At 63.3% G+C, this 24,889-nt stretch carries 26 protein-coding genes and 1 tRNA gene; 16 read left to right on the top strand and 11 right to left on the bottom strand.

Going from position 1 to position 24,889, the window contains the following annotated elements; translation table 11 throughout:
• Window positions 1–25: 25 nt before the first annotated feature.
• Window positions 26–754 carry a class I SAM-dependent methyltransferase gene (locus ACO076_RS02775; protein WP_421725210.1) on the bottom strand — a complete coding sequence of 243 codons (729 nt, stop codon included), beginning with the start codon at window positions 752–754 and terminating at the stop codon, window positions 26–28.
• Between the two features lie 115 nt (window positions 755–869).
• A tRNA-Leu gene (locus ACO076_RS02780) sits at window positions 870–954 on the bottom strand.
• A gap of 152 nt (window positions 955–1,106) precedes the next feature.
• Here ACO076_RS02780 and ACO076_RS02785 point away from each other — a divergent pair.
• From ACO076_RS02785 to ptsN, 7 genes are all read left to right on the top strand, one after another.
• Window positions 1,107–1,721: a ribonuclease D gene (locus tag ACO076_RS02785; RefSeq protein ID WP_421725211.1), complete on the top strand. Its 615-nt coding sequence runs from the start codon at window positions 1,107–1,109 to the stop codon at window positions 1,719–1,721.
• A gap of 84 nt (window positions 1,722–1,805) precedes the next feature.
• Complete coding sequence (lptC, locus tag ACO076_RS02790) at window positions 1,806–2,867, top strand: LPS export ABC transporter periplasmic protein LptC (RefSeq protein WP_421725212.1); 1,062 nt, start codon at window positions 1,806–1,808, stop codon at window positions 2,865–2,867.
• A complete protein-coding gene (locus ACO076_RS02795) occupies window positions 2,864–3,424 on the top strand; it encodes an LptA/OstA family protein (protein ID WP_421725213.1) in 561 nt (186 codons plus the stop codon). Before lptC ends, ACO076_RS02795 begins: the two co-directional genes overlap by 4 nt.
• Before the next feature lie 138 nt (window positions 3,425–3,562).
• Complete coding sequence (gene lptB / locus ACO076_RS02800; protein WP_421726659.1) at window positions 3,563–4,321, top strand: LPS export ABC transporter ATP-binding protein; 759 nt, start codon at window positions 3,563–3,565, stop codon at window positions 4,319–4,321.
• Window positions 4,322–4,398: 77 nt separating this feature from the next.
• Entirely contained in the window at window positions 4,399–5,925 is a 1,527-nt protein-coding gene (gene rpoN / locus ACO076_RS02805) for an RNA polymerase factor sigma-54 (protein WP_421726660.1), read from the top strand.
• A 254-nt stretch (window positions 5,926–6,179) separates the two neighbouring features.
• Window positions 6,180–6,761 (top strand): ribosome hibernation-promoting factor, HPF/YfiA family, encoded by a 582-nt coding sequence (gene hpf / locus ACO076_RS02810; RefSeq protein ID WP_421725214.1) that lies wholly within the window; start codon window positions 6,180–6,182, stop codon window positions 6,759–6,761.
• Between the two features lie 60 nt (window positions 6,762–6,821).
• Complete coding sequence (ptsN, locus tag ACO076_RS02815) at window positions 6,822–7,286, top strand: PTS IIA-like nitrogen regulatory protein PtsN (RefSeq protein WP_421725215.1); 465 nt, start codon at window positions 6,822–6,824, stop codon at window positions 7,284–7,286.
• A 12-nt stretch (window positions 7,287–7,298) separates the two neighbouring features.
• Here ptsN and ACO076_RS02820 read toward each other — a convergent pair whose 3' ends face one another.
• The 7 genes from ACO076_RS02820 to ubiE all read right to left on the bottom strand — a co-directional run bounded on the left by ACO076_RS02820 (window position 7,299) and on the right by ubiE (window position 13,280).
• Entirely contained in the window at window positions 7,299–7,553 is a 255-nt protein-coding gene (locus ACO076_RS02820; RefSeq protein WP_421725216.1) for a DUF1150 family protein, read from the bottom strand.
• Window positions 7,554–7,577: 24 nt separating this feature from the next.
• Window positions 7,578–8,009, bottom strand: coding sequence for an Hsp20 family protein (locus tag ACO076_RS02825; protein ID WP_421725217.1), 432 nt, complete (start codon window positions 8,007–8,009; stop codon window positions 7,578–7,580).
• A 115-nt stretch (window positions 8,010–8,124) separates the two neighbouring features.
• The gene (cysK, locus tag ACO076_RS02830) at window positions 8,125–9,105 is read right to left on the bottom strand and encodes a cysteine synthase A (protein WP_421725218.1); all 981 of its coding nucleotides are present in this window, start codon (window positions 9,103–9,105) and stop codon (window positions 8,125–8,127) included.
• 19 nt (window positions 9,106–9,124) lie between these two features.
• The gene (gene dut / locus ACO076_RS02835) at window positions 9,125–9,586 is read right to left on the bottom strand and encodes a dUTP diphosphatase (protein WP_421725219.1); all 462 of its coding nucleotides are present in this window, start codon (window positions 9,584–9,586) and stop codon (window positions 9,125–9,127) included.
• Between the two features lie 2 nt (window positions 9,587–9,588).
• Window positions 9,589–10,809, bottom strand: coding sequence for a bifunctional phosphopantothenoylcysteine decarboxylase/phosphopantothenate--cysteine ligase CoaBC (coaBC, locus tag ACO076_RS02840; RefSeq protein WP_421725220.1), 1,221 nt, complete (start codon window positions 10,807–10,809; stop codon window positions 9,589–9,591).
• A gap of 100 nt (window positions 10,810–10,909) precedes the next feature.
• Entirely contained in the window at window positions 10,910–12,487 is a 1,578-nt protein-coding gene (gene ubiB / locus ACO076_RS02845; RefSeq protein WP_421725221.1) for a 2-polyprenylphenol 6-hydroxylase, read from the bottom strand.
• 4 nt (window positions 12,488–12,491) lie between these two features.
• Window positions 12,492–13,280: a bifunctional demethylmenaquinone methyltransferase/2-methoxy-6-polyprenyl-1,4-benzoquinol methylase UbiE gene (gene ubiE, locus ACO076_RS02850; protein WP_421725222.1), complete on the bottom strand. Its 789-nt coding sequence runs from the start codon at window positions 13,278–13,280 to the stop codon at window positions 12,492–12,494.
• Window positions 13,281–13,369: 89 nt separating this feature from the next.
• Here ubiE and mutM point away from each other — a divergent pair, with 89 nt between their 5' ends.
• The 7 genes from mutM (at window position 13,370) to dnaN (ending at window position 19,966) form a co-directional block, all read left to right on the top strand.
• Entirely contained in the window at window positions 13,370–14,251 is an 882-nt protein-coding gene (mutM, locus tag ACO076_RS02855; RefSeq protein WP_421725223.1) for a bifunctional DNA-formamidopyrimidine glycosylase/DNA-(apurinic or apyrimidinic site) lyase, read from the top strand.
• Window positions 14,252–14,298: 47 nt separating this feature from the next.
• The gene (locus ACO076_RS02860) at window positions 14,299–15,072 is read left to right on the top strand and encodes an enoyl-CoA hydratase (protein WP_421725224.1); all 774 of its coding nucleotides are present in this window, start codon (window positions 14,299–14,301) and stop codon (window positions 15,070–15,072) included.
• Between the two features lie 117 nt (window positions 15,073–15,189).
• Entirely contained in the window at window positions 15,190–15,456 is a 267-nt protein-coding gene (gene rpsT / locus ACO076_RS02865; RefSeq protein WP_421725225.1) for a 30S ribosomal protein S20, read from the top strand.
• A gap of 124 nt (window positions 15,457–15,580) precedes the next feature.
• Complete coding sequence (locus ACO076_RS02870; RefSeq protein WP_421725226.1) at window positions 15,581–16,039, top strand: Crp/Fnr family transcriptional regulator; 459 nt, start codon at window positions 15,581–15,583, stop codon at window positions 16,037–16,039.
• A 683-nt stretch (window positions 16,040–16,722) separates the two neighbouring features.
• Window positions 16,723–17,169 carry a rhodanese-like domain-containing protein gene (locus tag ACO076_RS02875; protein ID WP_421725227.1) on the top strand — a complete coding sequence of 149 codons (447 nt, stop codon included), beginning with the start codon at window positions 16,723–16,725 and terminating at the stop codon, window positions 17,167–17,169.
• A gap of 110 nt (window positions 17,170–17,279) precedes the next feature.
• On the top strand, window positions 17,280–18,707 hold the full coding sequence (dnaA, locus tag ACO076_RS02880) for a chromosomal replication initiator protein DnaA (protein ID WP_421725228.1): 1,428 nt from the start codon (window positions 17,280–17,282) through the stop codon (window positions 18,705–18,707).
• Window positions 18,708–18,853: 146 nt separating this feature from the next.
• Window positions 18,854–19,966 (top strand): DNA polymerase III subunit beta, encoded by a 1,113-nt coding sequence (gene dnaN, locus ACO076_RS02885; protein ID WP_421725229.1) that lies wholly within the window; start codon window positions 18,854–18,856, stop codon window positions 19,964–19,966.
• On the opposite strand, the gene ACO076_RS02890 is transcribed toward dnaN, so the two are convergent.
• On the bottom strand, window positions 19,939–20,847 hold the full coding sequence (locus ACO076_RS02890) for a helix-turn-helix domain-containing protein (protein WP_421725230.1): 909 nt from the start codon (window positions 20,845–20,847) through the stop codon (window positions 19,939–19,941). The two genes, dnaN and ACO076_RS02890, sit on opposite strands and share 28 nt — an antisense overlap.
• A 162-nt stretch (window positions 20,848–21,009) precedes the next feature.
• Between ACO076_RS02890 and ACO076_RS02895 the strand changes: the two genes are divergently transcribed.
• Window positions 21,010–22,251, top strand: coding sequence for a YbiU family protein (locus tag ACO076_RS02895; RefSeq protein ID WP_421725231.1), 1,242 nt, complete (start codon window positions 21,010–21,012; stop codon window positions 22,249–22,251).
• Window positions 22,252–22,258: 7 nt separating this feature from the next.
• On the opposite strand, the gene ACO076_RS02900 is transcribed toward ACO076_RS02895, so the two are convergent.
• Window positions 22,259–23,020, bottom strand: a complete 762-nt coding sequence (locus tag ACO076_RS02900) for an SDR family NAD(P)-dependent oxidoreductase (RefSeq protein ID WP_421725232.1) — start codon at window positions 23,018–23,020, stop codon at window positions 22,259–22,261.
• A 207-nt stretch (window positions 23,021–23,227) separates the two neighbouring features.
• Between ACO076_RS02900 and ccoN the strand changes: the two genes are divergently transcribed.
• Window positions 23,228–24,886, top strand: coding sequence for a cytochrome-c oxidase, cbb3-type subunit I (gene ccoN, locus ACO076_RS02905; RefSeq protein WP_421725233.1), 1,659 nt, complete (start codon window positions 23,228–23,230; stop codon window positions 24,884–24,886).
• Window positions 24,887–24,889 lie beyond the last annotated feature (3 nt).

Raw genomic sequence — 24,889 nt, forward strand, 5'->3', positions numbered from 1 at the left:
GCAAGACCGAGAGTTGGCCCGAGTTCTAGGCGATCGGTCGTGCCTTCACCCATAGAAACATGGGAAAGCGGCGCCACCGTGCAAACCGTGGCTGGCTCGCCCCCTCGTCCGGAACCGGTTCGTGGAGCGCCGTGATCGCAAGACCCGCAGTCTCGAGCGCGGCCATGTAGTTTTGGAGCGGTTGCGACCATCCGGCGAAATGCATGGCAAGCCCGTCCCGTTCTTCGAGCGCTTCGAACCGGCATCGACCGAAATAGGAGCCCTCCACAACAAACCGTGCATCCGGTTCCGCACCTTCGAAACGCCCACGATCGATGAACGGATGGACGATCGACACAATGAGCGTGCCCGAAGAACGCAGAACGCGCCGCATCTCGCACACCGCAGCTGGAACGTCGACGACGTCCATGAGAACGTTGTAGGCGACGACCAGATCGAAGGCCGCGTCGCTGAACGGCAGGGCTGCCGCGGGCGCGACCCGATAGTTCTCGGCCGAACCGGCCTCCCGGGCCGCTTCCACAAACGCCGGGACCGGGTCGGTGGCCGTCACCTGGTAGCCGCGTTCCGACAGTAGGCGCGATATGCGTCCCTCGCCGCAGCCGACATCGAGGGCGCGCCCCTCGCCTTGACCGACAAAGGACGAAAAAGCCTCGCGAAAAGACCAGAAGGCATCGTGGCCCGGCGTTCGCGCCCAAGCGATCCACTCGGCCGCGAACTTCTCCCAATGATCGGAGTCGGGGCGCTCGGTGGTCATCGTTTGCCGCAGTCCCCTGGTGCCAAGTCGATTGATCTGTCGCGCTTGGCCAGTGTTCTACACTACGGTCACCGACTCGTGCGATGCCACTGCTGGACTAAATCCTGAAAATGCTTGGTGCCCAGGAGAGGACTCGAACCTCCACGCCTTGCGGCACACGGACCTGAACCGTGCGCGTCTACCAATTCCGCCACCTGGGCATGGGCCGCGTTTCTGTAGGCATCGCGCGGTTTCTTGTCAATCTAGGCGCGCCGTTCGCCGGCGAGAGCGAAGCCATGTCGGGACCGGGCCAGCGATTGCCGAAACAGCGTCCTTCCGCTAAGCGGTGACTGAACTTGGAGGCTCCCACGGCATGACGATCCGTTTCCACAAAGGCGATCTCCCCGACCTGTCCGCCTATGCCGGTGACAGCGTCGCCATCGACACCGAGACGCTTGGCCTCAACCCGCACCGAGATCGGCTCTGCCTGGTTCAGCTGTCGCCGGGCGACGGGAGCGCCGACATCGTCCAGATCGCCGCCGGACAGACGGAGGCTCCGAACCTGGCCACACTGATCGCCGACGACGCCAAGCTCAAGATCTTCCACTACGCCCGGTTCGACATCGCCGTTCTGTTCAAGGCATTCGGGGTCATGGCCGGGCCGCTCTACTGCACCAAAATCGCCTCGAAGCTGACCCGGACATATACGGATCGGCATGGCCTCAAGGACCTGGTCAAGGAGTTGCTCGACGTCGACATCTCAAAGCAGGCGCAAAGCTCGGACTGGGCCGCCGAGCGGCTCAGCGACGCGCAAATCGCCTACGCCGCTTCCGACGTGCTCTATCTTCACGCACTGAAGGCGGCCCTCGACCAGCGCCTCGCCCGCGAGCGCCGCACCGAACTGGCCGCCGCCTGCTTCATGTTCCTGCCCGCGCGCGCGCTACTTGACCTGGCCGGCTGGCCCGACGAGGACATCTTTGCCCATTAAGCTAGAGTTACCGGCGCCATTGCCGGTCGGTCACGTTAAGTCCACAATAAGGTTCGAAAACTTCGCCGCGCCTGGGCGAACATGATGAGCCACTATCCCGACCCGCAAGACGAAGACGATATCGCCGAACGCGCGCGGCAAGAACCGGTCGATCTTGACGCGGACGATCCGGATGTCTTTGGCAAGGGCCAAGCCGGCGATTGGGACGACCCGGCCTTCGCGCCGACGGACGTCGGCACGGCGCCTTTCGACAATGTCGATGTCATCGATGCCGATTTTGTTGATCTGACCACCGACGAAGCCGCGATCGACCAAGGCTACCACTACAGCGCCCCCATCGGCGGAAGCGCAACCCATGAGCCACAGGAGATCAATGTCTCTCACCGGCGCGCCGAGGCATCCGAACCGATGACCGTCGCCGCCACCGGCGTGATGTCCGAACGGAACATCCGCTTCGACCCGACCCAGGAGCGCGGCACCCAGCACTATCGGCAGGCCCACCGGCATAGCCGGCGGGTCCGGTTGCTGAAGGTGTTGCTTCCGACGCTCGCGGCGATTGGCGTGCTCGGCTTCGTCGCATTCGTCCAATTCGCGCCAACGCCCGGCGATGTCGTGATCACCCTCAGCGGCGTCAACGTCGAAGACGAAAGCGTGACCATGGAGCGGCCGCACATCTCGGGATTTGAGGGAACCAAGCGCGCCTACGAGGTCCGCGCCACTGAAGCGATTCAGGACTTGAACAACCCAAACATCGTGACCCTGCACGCAATCAAGGCTCGGCTGGGGCTTGGGGACGGCGAGACGGCGAACATCCGCGCCGCCAGAGGCATTTACGACGGCGACACCAAGAAACTGACGCTTAAGGATGGCATCACGTTGAATACGACCAACGGGTACGAAGCGACCTTCGAAAGCGCGCAGGTCAATGTCGACAGCGGCCGGATGACGTCCAACAAACCTCTGGAAATCGTTACCGATCATGGAACCGTCCGCGCCAACGCGATGGTGGTCCGTGATGACGGCAAGCACGTCATCTTCAAGGACGGCGTCAACGTCGTCTACACGCCGCCGGAGGATCCGGACGAACCGGTCGTTGCGCCGGCGGAGCCTGACACCACGGCGGCGGTCACGGAGTCGGCGACATGACAATCTGGCGCGGAGGCCTCCTGCCGTTTGCGGTGGTGCTGGTAACGTGCCTGGGGTCGTTCCAAGCGGCTGCCCAGTCGACCGACATCTTCAAGGGTTTCTCGGCCAAATCGAAGGCGGCGATCGAGGTCGACGCCGAGACTCTGGAGATCTTCGACGAAGAGACCCAGCGGGTATCGATATTCGCCGGCGGTGTTACCGTCCGCCGGGGCAATACGACGATGAAGGCGGCAACGATCAAGCTCTACACCGACAAGGACAGCGAGGACAGCAACGCGTTCACGCGCATGGAGGCGACCGGCACGGTCTATGTTAACTCCGGCAACCAGACCGTGACCGGTGGCAGCGCGGTTGTCGACAACGACGCGCAGACGATCACACTCGCTGGCAATGTCGTCCTCAGCCAGGGCAAAAACGTCATTGTCGGCGAGCGGCTGGTGATCGACATGGCGACCGGGCGGGCGCGGGTCGAACAGACGCCCGGGAAACGCATCCAGGGCGTCTTCAACCCTAACGTTGCCAAACCCGACAAACCGGCGGACACGCCGACACAGTAGCCTCGACAGTCGTTCCCGGACGGCTTATGTCCGGTGAGCGGCAAAAGGAAGCTCCGGGCGTTGAGTCGCTTCATACCATTCGGACGCAAAACGCGACGCCGTTCGACCAACGGCGCCCAGCCCTACGGTTACGACGACATCGCACCGTCGCGGCTCGTCCCCGAGGCGGGCGGGCGCGGCTGGCTGGTCGCGCACGGCCTTGGCAAGTCCTACCGAGGCCGCCAGGTTGTGCATGCGGCTAGTCTTGCCGTCGCGCGGGGAGAATCGGTTGGATTGCTGGGTTCGAACGGCGCCGGCAAGACAACGATTTTTTACATGATCACCGGCCTGGTGAAGGCCGACTACGGCACGATCGAACTCGATGGCCACGATGTCACCGGCATGCCGATGTACCGTCGAGCGCGTCTCGGCATCGGCTATCTCCCTCAGGAAGCTTCGATTTTCCGCGGGATGACGGTCGAGGCCAACATTCGCTCGGTGCTCGAAGTGGTGGAACCGGACAAGGCGCAGCGGGAGGACCAACTCGACGCCTTGCTTGAAGAGTTTCACATTTCCCACCTGCGCAACAGCCAAGCCATGTCGCTCTCCGGCGGCGAACGACGTCGATGCGAAATCGCCCGGGCGCTCGCGAGCCGCCCCGCCTTCATGCTGCTTGACGAGCCGTTCACCGGCGTCGACCCGATCGCCGTCGGCGATATCCAGGCACTGGTGCGCCATCTCACGAGCCTCGGGATCGGCGTCCTGATCACCGATCACAATGTCCGGGAGACGCTCGGGCTCATCGACCGCGCCTACATCATCCATTCGGGCGAAGTGCTGTTCGAGGGGCGGCCGGAGGAAATCGTCCAAAGCCCGGAAGTGCGACGACTTTACCTCGGGGAACAGTTCAGTCTTTAATCATTCGCGTGGATCGCGTAGGAAGGGTCCAGACAAGCAAGTTTCGGACCAATCCGGGCAACATGCCCACCTACACGATGGCACTTTCTCCCAAGCTCGAGTTTCGGCAGAGCCAACTGCTGGTCATGACGCCGCAGTTAATGCAGGCGATCAAGCTGCTGCAGCTCTCCAATCTCGATCTCACCGCCTATGTCGAAGCGGAACTGGAGCGTAATCCGCTGCTCCAGGCCACCGAGGAGGGCGATGCGGAAGGCTTGACCGGCGCCCCACAGGAAACGTCGGCCGAGGCCGGCGAAGCCGAGACCGGAGACGATCCGGCGTGGTTGGATTCGACGCTCAGAACCGGAGGCGGAAACGAACCGAAACTCGACGCCGACCTCTCTAACGAGTTTCAGGACGACACTGGTCCCGGCGCGCAAGATCAGCCGCCATCGCCGCAGCCCGAATCCTGGACAAGCATGCCAAACCGACAATCGGTAAGCACTGACGACCATAACCTCGAAGCCTATGTGGCAGACCAAGTCTCGCTCGCCGATCATCTCTCTGCTCAACTCGGACTCGCGGTTACCGACCCAACCGAGCGCGTCATCGGCGGGGCGATCATCGGTGAGATCGACGAAGCCGGCTATTTGCGCAGCGATGTGGACACGATCGCCAAACAGCTTGGCGCCGAGCAGCACGCCGTCGACGCTGTGCTCGCCACTGTGCAGGGGTTTGATCCGCCGGGCATAGGCGCCCGGAGTCTCGCCGAATGCCTCGCCATCCAGCTTCGGGCCAAGGATCGCTACGATCCGGCCATGGCGGCTTTGGTCGATAACCTTGACCTGGTGGCCAAGCGAAATCGCACCGCCCTGATGAAACTCTGCGACGTCGACGCGGACGACCTCGCCGAGATGCTGGCCGAACTGAAAGCGTTGAACCCCAAACCCGGCAATGCCTTCGGCGCCGCCCCTGTCCAGCCGGTCATCCCCGATGTTCTTGTCCGCCCCGGGAGCGATGGGAGCTGGCACATCGAACTCAACACCGGAACCCTACCGCGCGTTCTTGTGGATCGGACTTATTATGCGAAAGTCGTCAAGCGCGGCCGCAACGACAAGGACGCCGAGTTCCTGGCCGAATGCCTGCAGACGGCGAAATGGCTGGTCAAGAGCCTCGACCAGCGGGCCCGCACCATTCTCAAAGTCGCGACCGAAATCGTCCGCCAGCAGGATGCTTTTTTGGTTCACGGCGTTCAGCATCTTCGTCCCCTCAACCTGAAAACGATCGCTGACGCGATTGGCATGCACGAGTCGACCGTATCCCGAGTCACTTCGAACAAGTTCATGGCGACGCCGCGCGGTATCTTCGAACTCAAATACTTCTTCACCGCTGCGATCGCGTCGGCCGAAGGCGGCGTCGCCCATTCGGCCGAGGCCGTCCGCCACCGCATCAGGCGCCTGATCGATGACGAGCCTGCCGATTCGATCCTTTCCGACGACGCGATCGTCAAGACACTCCGCGATTCGGGCATCGACATCGCCCGGCGGACCGTCGCTAAGTATCGGGAATCCATGCGGATTCCGTCTTCCGTCCAGCGCCGGCGCGACAAGCAAGCCGTCGTCTAGACACCCCCGTAGATGGCTTCTCGCGGCGGCGCTCAACGCCGGGCACCGTAGTGCAAAGACCGACTGCAGCCTCGGTTGACTTGTGATACCGTGGTCAATAGAAGGTGCGCCCATTGTCGAGCCGGGGGCGGCTGCGGGGCTGATGCGAAGCCCGCGAAAGAGCAAGTCGAGCCGGCGCCGAGGCAGGGCCATTGGGCAGTCTTGGCCGCTCGGAGAGTGACGAGAACCGAAAACAGAGAAGGTTCGAAGCCCTGATGGCTCTGCAGATATCGGGCAGAAACGTGAACATCGGCAATGCGCTGCGAGAGCAGGCGGAAAACCGGATCGGCGACGCCCTCCATAAGTACTTCGACGGCGGCTTCACGGGTCATTTGACCGTGGAGCGCGAGGGATCGGGCTTCAAGACCGATTGCACGGTCCATCTCGATACCGGCATCGTCCTTCAGGCCCACGGCCAGTCGCAGGATGTCCACCAGAGTTTCGACATCGCCGCCGATCGGATCGAGAAAAGGCTGAGGCGCTACAAACGGCGACTCAAGGAGCACCACAAGAAGGCGCCGGCCGAAGCGGCAACCCGGTATGTGATCGCCGCGCCGGACGACGAGGAAGAAGTTGCCGCCGACTACAGCCCGGCAATCATCGCGGAAGAGACCACGAACCTGGAAACGATGACCGTCAGTGGTGCCGTTATGAGCATGGATCTCACAGAATCGCCGGTTCTCATATTCCGAAATGCCGCCCACGGCGGAGTCAATGTCGTCTATCGTCGTCCCGATGGTCACATTGGCTGGGTCGATCCGTCTCTGCAGACCAGCAGGACGTCCACCAACAGTTAAGTCCACCCATGCCGCAGCGGTAAAAGCACGGCAACGAAGGGGAGCGTTTGGATTCTCGTCATGGACTTAGGCGATCTCATCTCGCCCGACGCCATTGTCGGGTCACTGAAGGCCAACAGCAAGAAACAAGTGATCCAGGCGATCGCTGAGAAGGCTTCCGTGTTGACGGGCCGGCCCGAGCGGGAGATTTTCGACACCCTGCTGCAGCGCGAGAAGCTGGGATCGACCGGCGTCGGCGGCGGCATCGCGATCCCGCACGGCAAGCTTCCCGGCCTCGAACGGATTTTCGGGCTGTTCGCGCGCGTGCCGAAACCGATCGATTTCGAGGCATTGGACGATCAACCGGTCGATCTGGTGTTTCTGTTGCTCGCGCCCGAAGGGGCGGGCGCCGACCACCTCAAGGCACTGGCACGTATCGCCCGTCATCTGCGGCAAGGCGACGTCGCGGCGAAGCTGCGTGCTTCAACCGATCGCGCCGCCTTGTACGCTGTGCTGACGGAAGACGCGACACCCAACGCCGCGTAGCTACGGGTGCGGTCAGTGGACCGCGACCATCTCCAGATCGTTCTGGTGGGCGTTCATGACAACCGCGTCGCGACTGTCGGCAAGCATGATCGGCGTCCCGTCGGCGCCGAGCAGCGCCCAGAGCTCCAGTTCAGGAGCCACCTGCGGAAGCTGCGGGAAGAGTTCCTTCGCCTCTTCGGAGCGGAAGGAACGGACGTAGGCGATCTTGCCGCCGCCGAGGCCGGCCAGGACCGCCGGTGAGATGACTTGTCTTTCGTTGTTTTCCATAACCAACACTCCTTTCGGGCCGGCTCAGCCGCGCCCTGAGATTTCGATCGTGCGCACCCCCTTGTCGGAAGGCGGGCGAGCCAGATCAATGGACAACAGTCCGTCCGCGAGATCAGCGCCGATGACTTCTATTCCCTCAGCGAGCACGAAGCTCTTGCGGAACTGCCGGGTGGCAATGCCGCGATGGAGAAACGTACGGGAATCGTTGTCCTCGGCACGCCGGCCGCGGATAACCAGCTCTTTGTCTTCAACCGTGACATCGAGCTCGTCGCTGGTGAAACCGGCCACCGCCAGCGTGATCCTCAGCATTTCGCCGCGCTCGTCGGTAGCGGCCAGCCGCTCGATGTTGTACGGCGGGTAACCGTCTCCGGCGGCTTTGGAGAGCCGATCCAACGCCCGTTCGACCTCGTCGAATCCAAGCAGCAGAGGGCTCGAAAACGCAGAAATCCGCGTCATTTCCGGTGGTCCTCGTTCCAAAAGCGACCTTCCTGGCCGAACCCTTGGCAAGGCATCCGACCGACTGGTGATATGGGACCCTGGCGGAGCTGGTTCAAGCAGGCGGTCGGCGAGCCTAATCGAGACCGTCAAACAAGGCGGTCGACAGATACCGTTCGGCAAAGGACGGGATCACCACGACAATAGTCTTGCCCTTCATCTCGGTGCGGGTCCCAACCTTGACCGCGGCGGCGATCGCGGCGCCCGATGAAATGCCCACCGGAATCCCCTCGATCCGTGCGCTGAGCCGCGCGTAATCGAAGGCGTCGTCGTTGCCGATGGCGATAACCTCGTCGTAGATGTCGGTGTCGAGGATGGCGGGCACGAACCCGGCGCCAATCCCCTGGATTTTGTGCGGCCCGGGATTGCCGCCGGTCAGCACCGGGCTGTCGGTGGGTTCCACGGCGATCACCCGCACGCTTGGTTTCAGCTTCTTCAGGACCTGACCGGCACCGGTAATCGTCCCGCCAGTGCCGACACCGGAGATGAGAACGTCGACCGCGCCTCCGGTATCGTTCCAGATTTCTTCCGCGGTGGTTCGACGATGAATCTCGGGATTTGCCGGATTCTGGAACTGTTGCGGGATCACCGCGTCGGGGATCTCCTTGATCAACTCGTCGGTCCGCGCCAGCGCCCCGCGCATACCCAGCGCTCCGTCGGTGAGCACGAGTTCGGCACCGAGCAACTGCAGCATCTTGCGGCGCTCGACCGACATGGTCTCCGGCATCACCAGGATCAGTCGGTAGCCGCGCGCGGCGGCCACGAAGGCAAGAGCGATACCAGTGTTCCCCGAGGTCGGCTCGATCAGGGTCGTGACTCCGGGTCGAATCCGGCCCTCGGCCTCCAACGCGTCGATCATGGCGACGCCGATCCGGTCCTTCACGCTGCCAATCGGATTGAAGAACTCGAGCTTGCCGAGAAGATGGGCGGGGACATCCTTGACGGCCGCGATCCGGTCGAGTCGGACAAGCGGCGTGTCACCGATGGTGTCGGTGATCGAGTCGTATATGCGCCCACGGCCAGGTGTGGGCGCGCTTGTGTTGTCCGGGTTGTTCATTCTCGCCCCTCGAAGTGTTTCAGCCGCCAGTCCCGGTCGAGCCAAACCCGCTGTCGCCACGGTCGGTCGATGACAGTGCGGTCGCCGGCTCGAAGGCGGCTTGCGCCACCGGCGCGACCAGTAATTGGGCAATCCTCATGCCGCGTTCAATGCGGAACGGCTCGCTGCCATGATTGATCAGCACGACCCTGAGCTCGCCGCGATAGTCGGCATCGATGGTGCCCGGCGCGTTGAGCACGGTCACCCCATGGTTCACCGCGAGGCCAGACCGGGGGCGGACCTGTCCTTCGAAACCGGATGGAATTTCGACCACGATCCCGGTTGGAACCAACGCCCGGCCGCCAGGTGGCAGGATAAGCGGGTCGTCCACCGGCACGGCCGCAACGAGATCGGCGCCAGCCGCCTCAGCCGACTGCGGCGCCGGCAACGGCAACCCTTGACCGTGAGGCAGGCGACGGACCGGAACCGTCAGCGCCACCATAGTCAGGCGCTTCCCCGGCGATCGAGAGCCGCGGCAATCCGCTCCACCAATCGACTGGCGACTTCGGTCTTGGCCATCTTTGGCCAGGCTTCGACGCCGTTAGCGGTGACCAGGTGGACGGTGTTTTCGGGGCCGCCCATCACCCCATCCTCGGGGGAAACATCGTTGGCCAGAATCCAATCTGCGCCCTTGGCCTTCAATTTGGCTTCGGCGTTAGCTTCAAGATCAACAGTTTCCGCTGCAAAGCCGATCACGAGATCCGGCCGCAGCGTGTGGTGCCGGCCGACAGTCGCCAGAATGTCGGGGTTTTCGATCAGCGCGAGTTCGGGCGCTGCATCGCCGCTGGTCTTCTTGATCTTGCCGGAGGCAGGAGCGGCGACGCGCCAATCGGCCACCGCAGCCGCCATCACCGCGATATCGGCAGGCAGAACCGTCTCAACCGCCTCGAGCATCTCGACGGCAGTCTCCACATGAATCGTCTCGACACCGGGGGGATCGGGAAGCGTCACCGGGCCCGACACCAGCGTGACGCGCGCGCCGCCGGCGGCGGCTGCAGCGGCAATGGCGTGACCCTGTCGACCGGACGACCGATTGGCAAGGTAGCGTACCGGGTCAATGGGCTCGTGGGTCGGTCCCGAGGTCACCAAGACGTGGTGGCCGGCGAGTGGCCGCGCGGCCGGCGCCAGAATTGCTTCAACCGCCGCGACAATTTCCAGCGGTTCCGACATGCGCCCGACGCCGGCTTCGCCGGCTTCGGCCATTTCGCCGCTATTCGGCCCGACGAACCGAATCCCGTCGTCGCTCAGACGCCCAACGTTTCTCTGAGTCGCCGGATGGTGCCACATGAACGGGTTCATCGACGGCGCTGCGAGCACCGGCTTGTCGGTCGCAAGCAGCACGGTGGTGGCCAAGTCATCGGCATGGCCGCCGGCCATCCGGGCAAGCAGATCGGCGGTGGCCGGCGCGATGACGATCAGGTCGGCGTCTCGGGCCAAGAGGATATGGCCGACATCGGCTTCGTCTTCAGCGGCGAACAGATCGGTGTAAACGCGACTGCCGGCGAGCGCACCGGCGGCAATCGGCGTGATGAACTGCTCGGCCGCGCGAGTCATCACCACGCGCACGTCAAACTGGCGCTCGCGTAGCCGCCGGATCAGGTCGAGCGACTTGTAGGCCGCGATTCCGCCAGCGATGATGAGAAGGATACGCCGATTGCCGGACACGTGTGATCCGTTTCAGAACTGGTGAACACCAAGGCTACCCGAACGATAGGCAGCGCCCGTCGGCATTGCAAACGCCGGGATCGCCGCTCCCTGGCCCGTCTCAGAACAGCCAGCGCAACGCCGCCAGAGCCGCCGCGACGGCAATGACCCAAAGGGCAACCCGCCCCCATCGTCCGGCGCGGGCTTCCGACTGCCCGATGCCGGCGATCGTCTCCGGATCGAGGCGGAGTCCGTGCTCTGCCATCCGATCCATCTCCGCCGACAACCGGTTAGCCCGCTCGGCCAGACGCGGCAGTTCCGTCGCCAGTCGGCCCAGCGCTCCGACCCCGTCGGCGGCGAGCTCCAGTTGCCCGGCGGGGCCGAGGTGTCGCTCGATCCATTCCCGCACCACCGGTTCCGATGCCGACCACATGTCGAAATCGGGATCGAGCGATCGCGACACCCCCTCGACTACCACCATGGTCTTTTGAACCAGGAGCAGTTCGGGTCGGGTCTGCATGTCGAACAGTTCGGTGACTTCGAAGAGAAGGGTCAGCAGCCGGGCCATGGAGATGTCACGCGCCCGCTGGCCGTGAATCGGCTCGCCGATGGCCCTCAGCGCTTGGGCGAAATCGTCTACCGTGTGCTGCTCGCCGGGCACATAACCTGCCTCGAAATGGACTTCCGCGACCCGACGGTAGTCGCGTCGGATGAAACCAAAGAGGACTTCAGCCAGGAAGCGGCGCTCGGCCGGGCTGAGCCGGCCCATGATGCCGTAGTCGACGGCGACGATGGTTGCGTCAGCTTCGACGAACAGGTTGCCCTGGTGCATATCGGCGTGAAAGAAGCCGTCGCGCAACGCGTGGCGGAGAAACGCCTGCATCAGCCTGCGAGCAAGCAGCGGCAGATCGTGGCCGGCGGCACGCAGGGTGTCGACATCGGACAACTTGATCCCCTCGACCCATTCGAGAGTGAGAACGTCGCGGGCCGTGTAGTCCCACTCCACCGCCGGGACCCGAAATCCAGGATCGTCGGCACAAGCATCCGCCATTTCCGACAGCGCTGCAGCCTCCAGCCGCAGATCCATCTCGATGGTCACTGTGCGCGCCAGGGTGTCGACAACCGCGACCGGTCGAAGGCGACGCGCAGCGGGATCAAACCGCTCGACCATACGGGCGCCCTGGTAGAACGTGTCGAGGTCGCTTCGGAAGCGCCGGCGGATGCCGGGACGCAGGACCTTGACCGCGACAGCCCGCGAACCGGCGGCGTCAGCGATTTCTGCCTTATGAACCTGAGCGATCGAAGCGGCCGCGATCGGCGGTGAGAATTCGGTGAACAGGTCCTCGACAGGCCTTCCCAACGCCTCGGCGATCATGGCGCGCGCTTCTGCGTCAGGGAACGGCTCGATCTCGTCCCGCAATCGCCCGAGCGCTTCGGCCGTGGCCTGCCCGACAATGTCGGGACGAGTCGCCAGGAACTGGCCGAGCTTGACGTAGGACGGTCCGAGCCGGTTCAGCGCCGCGGTCAATCGCTCTGACCGCGTTTCCTCGTCGATCCCGCGTCGTTCGATGAGCCGTGCCATCCTGATCGCGAAGCGCGGTGCGCCCGGCAGCGGCGTGGGATCGACCATTGCAAACGCACCTTCGCGCGCCAGCACCCAGCCGGCGCCCGCCATCCGGAACAGCGCAGCGACGTTCATCGACTCAAAGCTTCCAACCCGAGTGCAGCGCCGCCACTCCGCCGGTCAGGTTTCTGTAGTCAACGCGGGAGAAACCAGCATCCGTCATCATTGCCGCAAACCGCGCCTGATTGGGAAATTGGCGAATCGACTCAACGAGATAGGCGTACGACTCGCGGTCTTGGGTTACCACCTCGCCAAGCGTCGGGATCACGTTGAATGAGTAGAAATCGTAGAGGCGATCGAGCCCGGCGACATCGACGTTGGAGAACTCAAGGCACAGGAATCGCCCGCCTGGCTTGAGCACGCGTCGCGCTTCCGTCAGCGCCTGCTCTACCCGGGGAACGTTGCGGATGCCGAATGCGATGGTGACGGCGTCGAAACTGCCATCGGCGAACGGCAAACGCTCCGCGTTGCCGTCGACGAACGACACCTGATCCTCTAGGCCCCGCTCCGCCGCCCTCGCCCGGCCGACTTTCAGCATTTCGGCGTTGATGTCGGCGACCGTTATCGCCGCACTCTCCGATCGCTTGGCGATTCGGAACGCTATATCGCCGGTCCCGCCGGCGACATCGAGCACGGCAAAGGGGCGCCGTGCCCGGCGTGGCGGCGCCAGCCACGAGACCATCGCGTCCTTCCACAGCCGGTGTAGCCCCCCCGACATCAGATCGTTCATCAGGTCGTAGCGGGAAGCGACCCGGTCGAAAACGTCATCGACCAGCGATTGCTTCTCGTCGATGGCCACGGAACGAAATCCGAACCAGGCGTCCGGTTCGCCCGCATCGTCCGGCGGTCGTGCGGTATTGCCTGCCATTGGTCGAACCTCCAATCGGGGCGGACGATAGCCCAGGCACTCGGGTCAGGCTATCGTCACTGGCCTGCCAAAGGGTTAGCAAAGCATCCATGCCTGAACTCCCCGAAGTCGAAACCGTTCGCCGCGGCCTGCAGCCGGTCATGGAGGGCGCGGTGATCGAAACAGTGACCGTCCGCCGACCCGACCTGCGCAAACCGTTTCCACCGCGCTTTCGCCAGCGACTGACCGGGCGACGGATCGTCTCTCTCGGCCGGCGGGCCAAGTACCTGCTCGCCGATCTCGACAGCGGCGAGGTTCTGGTGATGCATCTCGGCATGTCGGGCTCGTTTCGCATCGAAGCCGATGACGACACCAGCCCGTTGGCGGCGACATACTATCGGCGTGCGCCACTGAAGGCGCACGATCACGTCGTCTTCGACCTCTCCTCCGGAGCTCGGGTGATCTTCAACGATCCGCGCCGCTTCGGCCTGATGGATATTGTTCAACGTGACGGGCTCGAAACGTCGCCTCTGTTCGCCCGGCTCGGTATCGAACCGCTTGGCAACGCCTTAGATGGGGCGCATGTGGCGGCGCTGGCCGAAGGGCGCGTCGTATCCCTGAAGGCGCTGCTTCTCGACCAGACCAAAATCGCCGGTATTGGCAATATCTATGCGTGCGAGGCCTTGTGGCGGGCACGGTTATCACCGATGCGCCTTGCGGAATCGCTGGCCACAGCGCGCGGCGGCGCGACGGTCAGAGCAAATCGACTGGCCGATTCGATACGCGCGGTCCTCGAGGAGGCCATCGCCGCCGGGGGCTCGTCTCTTCGCGACCACCGCCAAGCCGATGGCGAACTGGGCATGTTCCAGCATCATTTCGCCGTATACGACCGGGAAGGCGAACCGTGCCAACGACCGAATTGCCGCGGCATCGTACGGCGGACGGTTCAATCCGGCCGATCGACCTTCTATTGTCCTGTCTGCCAGAAGTGATCTGCCGGCCGGCAACCCAGCGTCCGGCCCGAGCTCAAGAGGGATGAATGGCTTACGAAACCATCGCGACCGAAACGCGCGGTCAGGTTGGACTGATCACGCTCAACCGGCCGGAGGTACTGAACGCCCTGAATGCCGCAATGCTCGAGGAGCTCGGTAGCGCCGTCGGCGGCTTCGACGATGACCCCAAGATCGGGTGCATCGTCATCACCGGCTCGGAAAAAGCCTTTGCCGCGGGCGCCGACATCAAGGAGATGAACGACCTGTCGTTCATCGACGCCTTCCTCCAAGACTACGGCGTGGCACTGGACGCGATCGCCCGGACCCGCAAGCCGATCATCGCCGCCGTCGCCGGATTCTGCCTCGGCGGCGGCGCCGAGCTTGCCATGCAGTGCGACATCATCGTTGCCGCCGACACGGCCAAGTTCGGCCAGCCGGAAATCACTGTCGGCATCATGCCCGGCATGGGCGGCACCCAGAGGCTGCCGCGGGCGATCGGCAAAGCCAAGGCGATGGATCTGATCCTGACAGGCCGGATGATGGACGCCGCCGAAGCGGACAGTGTCGGCCTTGTGTCACGGGTCGTACCGGCCGGCGATTTGCTTGAGGAGGCCCTCAAGATCGGTGATCGGATCGCCGATCTGTCGCTGCCGATCGTGATGATGGCCAAGGAGGCGGTCAACCGGTCGTTCGAAACGTCCCTCAACGACGGTATCCGCTACGAGCGGCGGCTGTTTCACGCGATGTTCGCGACCGAGGACCAGAAAGAAGGCATGGGCGCGTTTCTGGCGAAGCGTGCGCCACAGTTCAAGGACCGCTGACTGGCGGCCGAGCCGTCCCAACAACGTTGACCCATGAGGGCCGGATGACTATAAGCCCGGTCGAAAGAGCGGCGGCGCCACGCGCCGCCTTTTTGTTATGTCCAAACGAAGCTGACCATGGCCAACACATCATCTGCCAAGAAGGCAACCCGTAAGATCGCCGCGCGCACGGACGTCAACCGCAGCCGTCGCGGCCGCGTTCGCAGCTATATCCGCAAGGTCGAAGAAGCGCTTGCCACCGGAGACCAGGCGAAGGCGGCGGCAGCGCTGAAGGCCGCCGAACCCGAGATCATGCGCGCTGCTTCCCGTGGCGTCGTGCACAAGAACACCGCGTCCCGCAAGGTTGCCCGGCTGACCGCAAGGGTCCGCGCCCTCGCGACCTGAACGAGATAGACGACGGGCCGACCGCCTTCGCCCGAGATTGAGCCGCATCCCGTTCGGCGACGCGCGTCGAGCGCCCTCGGCAAAGGCGAGCCACCCTTCGAAATTGTGACCCTGCGAGGTCGGTGTGTCCTCATTGCTTGGAGCCTGCAACGACCTGGAACCACAGCGGCTGGCGGTAGGCGAGGCGCTGTTCCGCGAGGGTGAATACTCCGGCGCGATTTACGTCCTGCTGGAAGGAGAACTCGAAGTCCGCAAGGGCGATGTTGCGATCGCGTCAGTGGCAACGCCCGGCGCCTTCTTTGGCGAGATGTCGGTTCTCACCGGCGGCCCGCATTCCGCAACCGTCCTTGCCGCCACGGAATCCAAAGTCTACGTCCGCAACGACGCCCGCGAACTGCTGGTCTCGCGTCCGGAATTGCTTCTTCCGATCGCGCAGGTTCTCGCTCGGCGACTGGCCACAGCAACCGATCGCCTTGCCGACTTGAAGAGCGCGTCAACACCAACCGGGCCAGAGTCGCTCGAAGAGCTTTACGGCAGTCTCATCGGCTACGATGATCGTTTCTATTTCTCCGACGCCGGGTGATCGCCAGTAGGGACGTGCGGCCGCGGAAGCACGCGAAACCGCTTCAGCGACGACAGCCGTCACAACAACCGAGCGAAAACGCGGCGAGATTCCGGCGGGAGCACGGCGGCCGCAACGTTGGTGTTTTTGCTTTCTCGGCTAAGTCACGACTATCGCTTGAAAAACGTCCAGCGTGAGTCGGTGCATGACGGCCACCTGACAAGCATTTTCCTTGTCTTTCAACGCTCTGCGGCCAAGTGGGCGAGGGGGTTGGACAACCCGGGGGCATTTGTGGCGAGTCAAGGTCTGCCGCTGAATTTTTTTTTGCAGGCTATGCGGTTCGGCCGCGAAAATACGATTCCGTTGACTCGCAATAGCTTAACCTCGCAGGTCGCTTTGTGGTCGCTCGCGCGGTGGCCGGGTCGGGCAGATTTCCGAGCGATTTTTCGGATCGGGGCATTGCGACATGACCCGGCCTGTGGTTTTCTCTTTCTCATGGTTGGACAACACAGCCAAAGATAAGAACAAGAGTACGGGGCGTTGATCGAGCGTTTTTTACATCTACCTCTGGATTATCCGATCAAAGCCCGAATAATGGCTTTAGGTAAACTTCCCTATCGTTAGGGAAGAACTTCTCGAGTACATCGAACGTTTCAACACGGGACGCTGCGCCGGCGCCATGCGGTCGCGGCGGAAGGGTAACTATGTCTGGTTCCGAGGGATCAGCTTACGCCGGTGATGTATCCGTGCGGATCGCATGGGATGCGCTGGCGACCCAGCCGACGGCCGTACTCGTCGATGTGCGGAGCAAGGCGGAATGGGTGCTGGTCGGCGTACCGGTTCTCTCATCGATCGGCAAAGCCCCTGTTCTTGTCGCTTGGAATGATTTCGGTACCGGTCAGGTGATCCCTGACTTTATTGATCGACTGTCGGCTGCGTTGAACGAGCGGGGTGTGGGCCAGGACGCGTCCCTGTTCTTTCTATGCCGATCGGGTAATCGAAGCCGCCACGCGGCCATCGCGGCGACCGTCGCCGGGTATGCCGAATGCTTCAACTTGGAGCACGGCTTCGAAGGACATCTCGATTCCACCCAGCATCGCGGCACGCCGGGAAGCTGGAAAGCTGAGGGACTACCATGGGAACAATCCTGACGACGAGAACGGACGCCGGCGCCCGCCCACATGGGGCCAACAACCAAGCGGCGGTGTCCATCATCAAGAACAAGGTCGGCGAGGCCGGCGAACGAAAGGAGGCGACTCGGATGGCGAAGCCCGCGGAGGCAGATCAGTGGACCCGCGTTAAGCAACGGCTTCGTTCCGAGTTGGGTGAAGATGTCTTCACCAGTTGGTTCGGCCGCGTCGAGTTCGAGGGCGCCGACGCCGGAACCGTGCGGCTCTCCGTACCGACGCGCTTCCTGAAGTCGTGGATCATGTCCCACTACTACGAGCGGCTTTTGACCCTCTGTAAGGCCGAGCGGAAATCGGTGATCCGTGTCGATCTGACCGTGCGCGGTGCGATCCGGCCCAAGACATCGACCCAGCCCTCCGCCAAGACGGTCGAGACGCCGCCCGCAGTCGCCGCCGCGCCGCGAACCGCGGCTGCGTCCCCACCACGCGGACCTGAGGGACCGGATGGCCACTTCAGCGGCTCGCCGGTTGACGGGCGTTACACCTTCGAGACCTTTTGCGAGGGTGGCGCCAACCGCTTGGCATTTGCCGCCGCCCGCGCCGTCGCCGAGGCCGGATCCGACCGCCTCCACCGGTTCAATCCGCTCTACGTCCATGCCGGCGTCGGACGGGGCAAGACCCATTTGCTGCACGCGACCACCCGGGCGGCGCGGCGGACCGATCCGTCACGCAATGTGGTCTATCTGACGGCCGAGCACTTCATGTTCCGGTTCGTCGCAGCGCTGCGGAACCAGTCGGCGATCCCGTTTAAAGAGAGCCTGCGGACCATCGATCTCCTCCTGATCGACGATATGCAATTCCTGCAGGGCAAGTCGGTGCAACAAGAGTTCTGCCACATGCTCAACGCCCTGATCGACGGGGCACGACAGGTTGTCGTCGCTGCGGATCGGCCGCCCGCCGAACTCGAGACCCTCGACGAACGGGTGCGCTCGCGCCTGAAGGGTGGTGTCGCCTTTGCAATCGGCGCGCCAGATCTCGATCTTCGTCGGCGCATCATCGCCTCGCGCTATCATGTGGCGCAGGAGCACAATCCTGGTCTCGCGATCCCCGAACCGGTGCTCGAATATCTGGCCCAGTCGGTGGTCTCCAACGGCCGCGACCTGGAAGGCGGCCTCAATCGCCTCGTCGCCCAATGGCAGTTCACCGGCCAGCCGGTGACGCTGACCTCGGCCGAGATTACCCTCCGCGATCTGATCGGCGCGCGCGAGCCACGGCGTGTTCGCATCGAAGAGATACAGGTGGTGGTTGCCCGGCACTACAACGTGTCGAAGGCCGATCTGCTGTCGAGCCGACGAACCCGCACCATCGTTCGCCCACGACAGATCGCGATGTATCTCGCCAAGGTCCTGACACCTCGATCGTTACCGGAGATTGGGCGTCGGTTCGGGGGACGCGATCACACGACCGTCCTCCACGCGGTCCGCAAGATCGAAGGCATGATGGCCGGAGACAAGACCCTGGCCGACGAGATCGCGCTGCTGAAGCAATTGATCGACGAATAACGCCGTACCCCAACACGGAGGCCACGGCCGGCGTAGCGGTGGACCGCTGCGCCGGCCTCTTGCGCTTTGGGCGCCGCCGGGCCAATTTCTTTACCCCATCCGGCTGTAACCCGCCGGCTCGTCATTGAAACCGAGGTTCTCCCATCATGCGCGCGACCGTCGAGCGTTCGCACCTCCTGAAATCCCTGAACCACGTCCATCGCGTGGTGGAGCGCCGCAACACGATCCCGATCCTCGCCAACGTGCTGCTGCGCGCCGACGGTAGCCTCACGCTCAAGGCGACCGACCTCGACCTCGAGGTGACCGAAACGGTCCCGGCTGAGATCGCCCAGCCCGGCGCGACGACGGTGCCCGCGCACATACTCTATGACATCGTCCGCAAGCTGCCCGATGGCTCCGAGGTGTCGCTCGATACCGGCGACGGCGCACAGCTCGAGGTCAAGGCAGGGCGCTCGCGGTTCGTCCTGCAGGTGTTGCCGGAAGCGGATTTCCCGGAGCTCACCGCCGGCGATTTTCCCACCCGCTTCACGCTCGCCGCCTCGGCCCTCAAGACCCTGATCGACCGCACCCAATTCGCCATCTCGACGGAAGAGACCCGCTACTATCTCAACGGTATCTACCTGCACATCGTCAATGTCGACGGCACGCCGATGCTGCGCGCGGTCGCCACCGATGGCCATCGCCTCGCCCAAGCCCAGCTCGGTGCTCCGGACGGAATCGATGGCATGGCCGGCGTCATCGTCCCGCGCAAGACAGTTGGCGAGTTGCAGAAGCTGGTCGAGGAGCCGGATGCAGAAGTGATTTTGGAGGTGTCGGATACCAAGATCCGCGCGACGCTGGACGGTGTCGTTCTCACCTCGAAGCTGATCGACGGAACCTTCCCAGACTACGTTCGGGTCATTCCCCAGGACAACGAGAAGATTCTCAAGGTCGACAACGATTCGTTCCGCCATGCCGTCGATCGTGTTTCGACGGTTTCAAGCGAGCGCGGCCGGGCCATTAAGCTGGCGTTGTCCGACGGCCGGGTTGAGCTGTCGGTGAACAATCCCGATTCCGGCAGCGCCAACGAAGAGGTCGCTGCCGACTACGCGACCGATCCGCTGGAGATCGGCTTCAATTCCAAATATCTGCTCGAGGTGTCCGACCAGATTCAAAGCGAAACGGCCGAGTTCCGTTTCGCCGATCCCGGATCGCCGACGCTGATCCAGGACGACGACGACGCCAACGCGCTCTATGTGCTCATGCCCATGCGGGTGTGAGGAGCTTCGACGCTCCCCTTCGTTGCGAAACGGCGACGGTAATCCCGTGGTGTCATCCCTTTGGCGGCACGGAATCGCCGGTTGAAGTTAGCCAGGTTGGCGTATCCGACCTCATCCGCTATGTGGGCTATCGGTCGATCCGTGCTGGCGAGCAGCGCGCAGGCTTGGCCGATTCGCAGTTGGGCCAGATAAGCCGTTAACGTCAGTCGGGTATGGCGGCGGAAGAGGCGGTGAAACCCGGATGGGCTAAGGGCGGCGACCTCGGCGAGCCGAGAAACGGAAATCGGCTCGCGATAATGCGCATGGATATGATCGAGGACCCGCTGGATTCTCGGCTGATCGGGCGAGGTGACGGTCGCCCGACCCGACACCGGTGCAGCGACCGCGGTTCGACCACGGTCGGTGGACAGCAGCGCCAGCACGCTCATCAGCCGCACCAGCCGGTCCGATGCGGACAGATCCGGCAGTTCCTCAATCAACCCCCGCGCGGTCTTTGCGATACCGGGCGAGAACGCTACGCCGCGACCGGCCTCCGCCAGCATCGGTCCGAGTGAGCGCATCTCGGCAAATCCATCAACGAGCCCGCTGGCCCAGTCGCCGGTGAACCACATGACCAGAGCATGGTGCGGCCGTCCGTCGTCGTATCGATCGGCCGAGAACCACGTATGCGGCAGGTTCGGTCCGAGCAGGACCAGATCGCCGTCGTCGTACATCTCGACCGAGTCGCCGATGAAGCGCTGCCCGCGGCTGTTGAGCGTCAGGGTTAGTTCGTATTCAGGGTGATAATGCCATTCGAACGGTATGCCGTCCTCAAGGCGACGATCGAGCAGCGCCCAGGACGCGCCGGGCGGAACGGTCACTTTCTCGAACTGAGGTCGCATGAGACTAGAAAATCCGCTTCACAGGGCGATGGGCGCTCCCAATACGCCATAATCGTATCAGTTTCTGCTGGAAACGGCGCACACAGCTGCGAAAACATGCGGCAACCTGGTTAGCATGAAGAGGAAGGCCGCGCGTGATTGTGGCCGTCAGGGAGGATGATCATGGCAACCGCGACTGCCGAGCCCGAGATTGACGTCCGGGCTGCTGTCAGCGCCTTCAAACGCAGCGTCGAACCGCGTCGGGATGCGCTGAGACAAAGCTTTGCTGAAGTCGGTGACCATATGAGCCGAGCAGCGGACGCCATCCAAGCGGATCAAGCGGCCGGTCGGTCGGTGATCCCGGAGATTGACTACAGCGATATCGCCGCCGGGACGGTGAGCGATGAGACCAAGGCGGCGATCCGCCGGACCGGTTGCGCCATCGTCCGGCAGGTCTACCCCGAAACGGTCGCGAATGACTGGTTTGCCGAGCTCTGCGACTATCTCGACACCAACCACTATGAGGAGCGCGAGGTCGAAAAACGAAGCCTGGACAAATACTTCTCGGCGCTCAAAGCGGGCAAGCCGCAAGTCTTCAACGTCTATTGGTCGAAACCGCAGGTCAACGCACGACAAGGCGAGAGCCTCGCCCGAACGCGGTCCTTCCTCGATCGCCTGTGGCACTACGAGGGCGTCTTCGATCCCGATCTTCAGTGTGCCTATGCCGACCGCGTCCGCCGTCGGGTACCAGGTGACACCACGCTTGGTCTTTCGCCGCACATGGACGCCGGCACAGTCGAGCGATGGATCGACCCGGGCTATCAGGGCGTCTACGAGGCCGTCTTCGCCGGTGACTGGCGGTCGTATAATCCTTTCGACGGGACGCATCGTCTACGCACTGAGGAAATCCCATCCCCGGCGGTTGCTAGTGTTTTCCGCACCTATCAGGGTTGGACTGCTCTCACCCGCCAGGGACCCAGCGACGGCACGCTCAAACTGGTGCCCGTGGCCGAAGGCATCTCCTACGTGCTGTTGCGCGCCCTCCAGGACGATGTCGCCGAGGACGACCTGTGCGGCGCCGCGCCCGGTCGTGCCCTTGGCGTGAGCCGGGAGTGGCATCCGGAGATGATGGAATGCCTCGTCTCCATTCCGGAGGTCCGGCCCGGCGACACCGTCTGGTGGCACACCGACATCTGCCACGCGGTGGCCGACGAGCATACCGGCTCGGAATACGCCAGCGTCATCTACATTGGTTCGGCGCCGGACTGCCCCAAGAACCGTGCCTACCTGCCTCGTCAGAGGGAGGCGTTTCTGGCCGGCAAATCGGCACCGGACTTCGCGGCGATGGACTTCGAGGTCGATTTCGTTGGACGGGCCACCGAAGCCGACTTGACCGACCTCGGCCGCAAGCAGATGGGGTTCTGAGCCGGATCTAGATCGAGCCAGCCTCGACCATGTAGTTGTTGGCGGTACACATTGCCGCGTCGTCTGAGGCGAGGAAGACAACCATCCGCGCGACATAGACCGGGTCGATCAGGTCGGGCAGGCATTGGCGCTGGCGGTGCTGTTCCAGCTTCTCCGGGGTTGCCCAGAGTTCCTTCTGTCGCTCAGTCATGATCCAACCGGGCACCACGGTGTTGACGCGGATACGATGATCGCCGAGATCGCGTGCCATCGTGCGGGTCAGGCCATGGACGGCGGCCTTGGCGGTGGCGTAGGCCGGAAAACCGCCACCGGCTTCCCACCATGAATTCGAGCCGATGTTGATGATCGACCCGCCGCCAGCATCGATCATCCCCGGCGCCACGGCCTGGATGGCGAAGAACATGTGCCGCAGATTGGTGTTCATCCGCTCGTCCCAATAGTCGGCCGTCAGTTCTGTCCAGTCGTGGCGGTCGTCCCGCGCCGCATTGTTGGCGAGTACGGTTGCCGGCCCCAGCGCTGCGACCAGGGCGGCGAAACCAGCCTTCAGCGCACCGATATCGCGCAAATCGCAGATTTCGCAGCGCACTTCCGCGCCCTCGCCGGTCAGTTCCTCGACGAGGTCGCGGCCGCGTGGCTCATCGCGGTCGATGAACCCGACCTTAGCCTTCTGTCCGGCAAAGGCGCGCACGATCTGCTCGCCGATCCCCGATGCGCCGCCGGTCACGAACACGATCTTTCCATTTAGGCTGGGATAGGTGGCAAACGTCATGGGCGTCAGGCTCCGGTTCGCAATCATCGGGGAGAAGGGCCCGTTTTGAGGATTTGACCGCGACGGTCAAGGCCGCGTGCCCGAGCCGGCCAGACAAACTGTCGCGCCCGGGGGCGCGCGGTGGTCTTTTGACTTCGATCAAAGTTCGCCGACGGCCCCGCGCCCATGGTGACGCCGGAATCTTGGGCGCACGGCCAAGGGGGATGCATGGCTGATCCGACCGTCACTCGGAAGTCTTTCACACATGGCGAAATCGGCGTTGCGATTGCCCTTACGGTTCTGTCGCTTTTCTCCCTGATTGTCGCGGGCAAGGCGCATTCGGCCGCCTATTCCTTTCACGCCCTGCTGTTCGCGGCGGCCTCGGCCTATTTCGTCTTCAAGATCATCGATCGCTTCTACCAGCGGCCGGCGGAGCTGCCGCCGCTCGAGATCGACGGCAAGCCGAACTACAACTACGGACCGATCAAATTCGCGACCATCGCGGCGCTGTTCTGGGGTGTCGCCGGCTTCCTTGCCGGCCTTCTGCTAGCGCTGCAGCTCGCGTTTCCGGTGCTCAATTTCGACCTGCCGTGGATCACGTTTGGCCGGCTGCGGCCACTTCACACCTCGGCGGTGATCTTCGCCTTCGGTGGTAACGCGCTGCTCGCCACGTCGTTCTATGTGGTTCAGCGCACCTGCCGGGCTCGCATGGTCGGCGATCTGGCGCCATGGTTCGTCGTTATCGGCTACAATTTCTTCATTCTGATCGCCGGCACCGGCTATCTCCTCGGTATCACCGAAGGCAAGGAATACGCCGAGCCGGAATGGTACGCCGACCTCTGGCTCACGGTCGTCTGGGTGGTCTACCTGCTCGTCTTTCTTGGCACGATCCTGCGCCGGAAAGAGCCGCACATCTATGTCGCCAACTGGTTCTTCCTGGCCTTCATCCTGACCATCGCCGTCCTCCATCTCGGCAACAACGCCGCGATCCCCGTCTCGGTCTTCTCGTCGAAGTCCTACATCGTCTGGGCCGGTGTCCAGGACGCGATGATCCAGTGGTGGTACGGCCATAACGCGGTGGGCTTCTTCCTCACCGCCGGCTTCCTGGGGATCATGTACTACTTCATCCCCAAGCGGGCGGAGCGACCGGTCTATTCCTACCGGCTTTCGATCGTTCACTTCTGGTCACTGATCTTTCTCTACATCTGGGCCGGCCCGCATCATCTGCACTACACGGCCCTGCCCGACTGGGCGCAGACGCTCGGCATGACCTTCTCGATCATGCTGTGGATGCCGTCCTGGGGCGGGATGATCAACGGCATCATGACCTTGTCGGGCGCCTGGGACAAACTCAGAACCGATCCGGTACTCCGCATGATGGTGGTGTCGGTGGCTTTCTACGGCATGTCCACCTTCGAAGGACCGATGATGTCGATTAAGGTGGTCAACTCCCTGTCGCACTACACCGACTGGACCATCGGCCATGTCCATTCCGGCGCGCTTGGCTGGGTCGGATACATCTCCTTCGGCGCGATCTACTGCCTGGTTCCGTGGCTCTGGAACCGCAAAGGGCTGTACTCGCTCAAGCTGGTGAACTGGCACTTCTGGATCTCGAGCATCGGCATCGTTCTCTACATCACCTCGATGTGGGTAGCCGGCATCGCTCAGGGCCTCATGTGGCGCGCCTACAACTCGCTCGGCTTCCTCGAGTACTCCTTCATCGAAACCGTCCAAGCGATGCACCCTTATTACCTGGTCCGGGCGCTCGGCGGACTGTTGTTCGTGATCGGCGCGATCCTGATGGTCATCAACATCTGGAAGACCATTACCTCCGCCGAGGCCTCGGACGTGCCCGCCGCTCGGCCGGCGATGGCACCAGCGGAATAACGG

It is taken from the genome of Bauldia sp. (assembly GCF_965232525.1).
Taxonomy (GTDB): Bacteria; Pseudomonadota; Alphaproteobacteria; order Rhizobiales; family Kaistiaceae; genus Bauldia.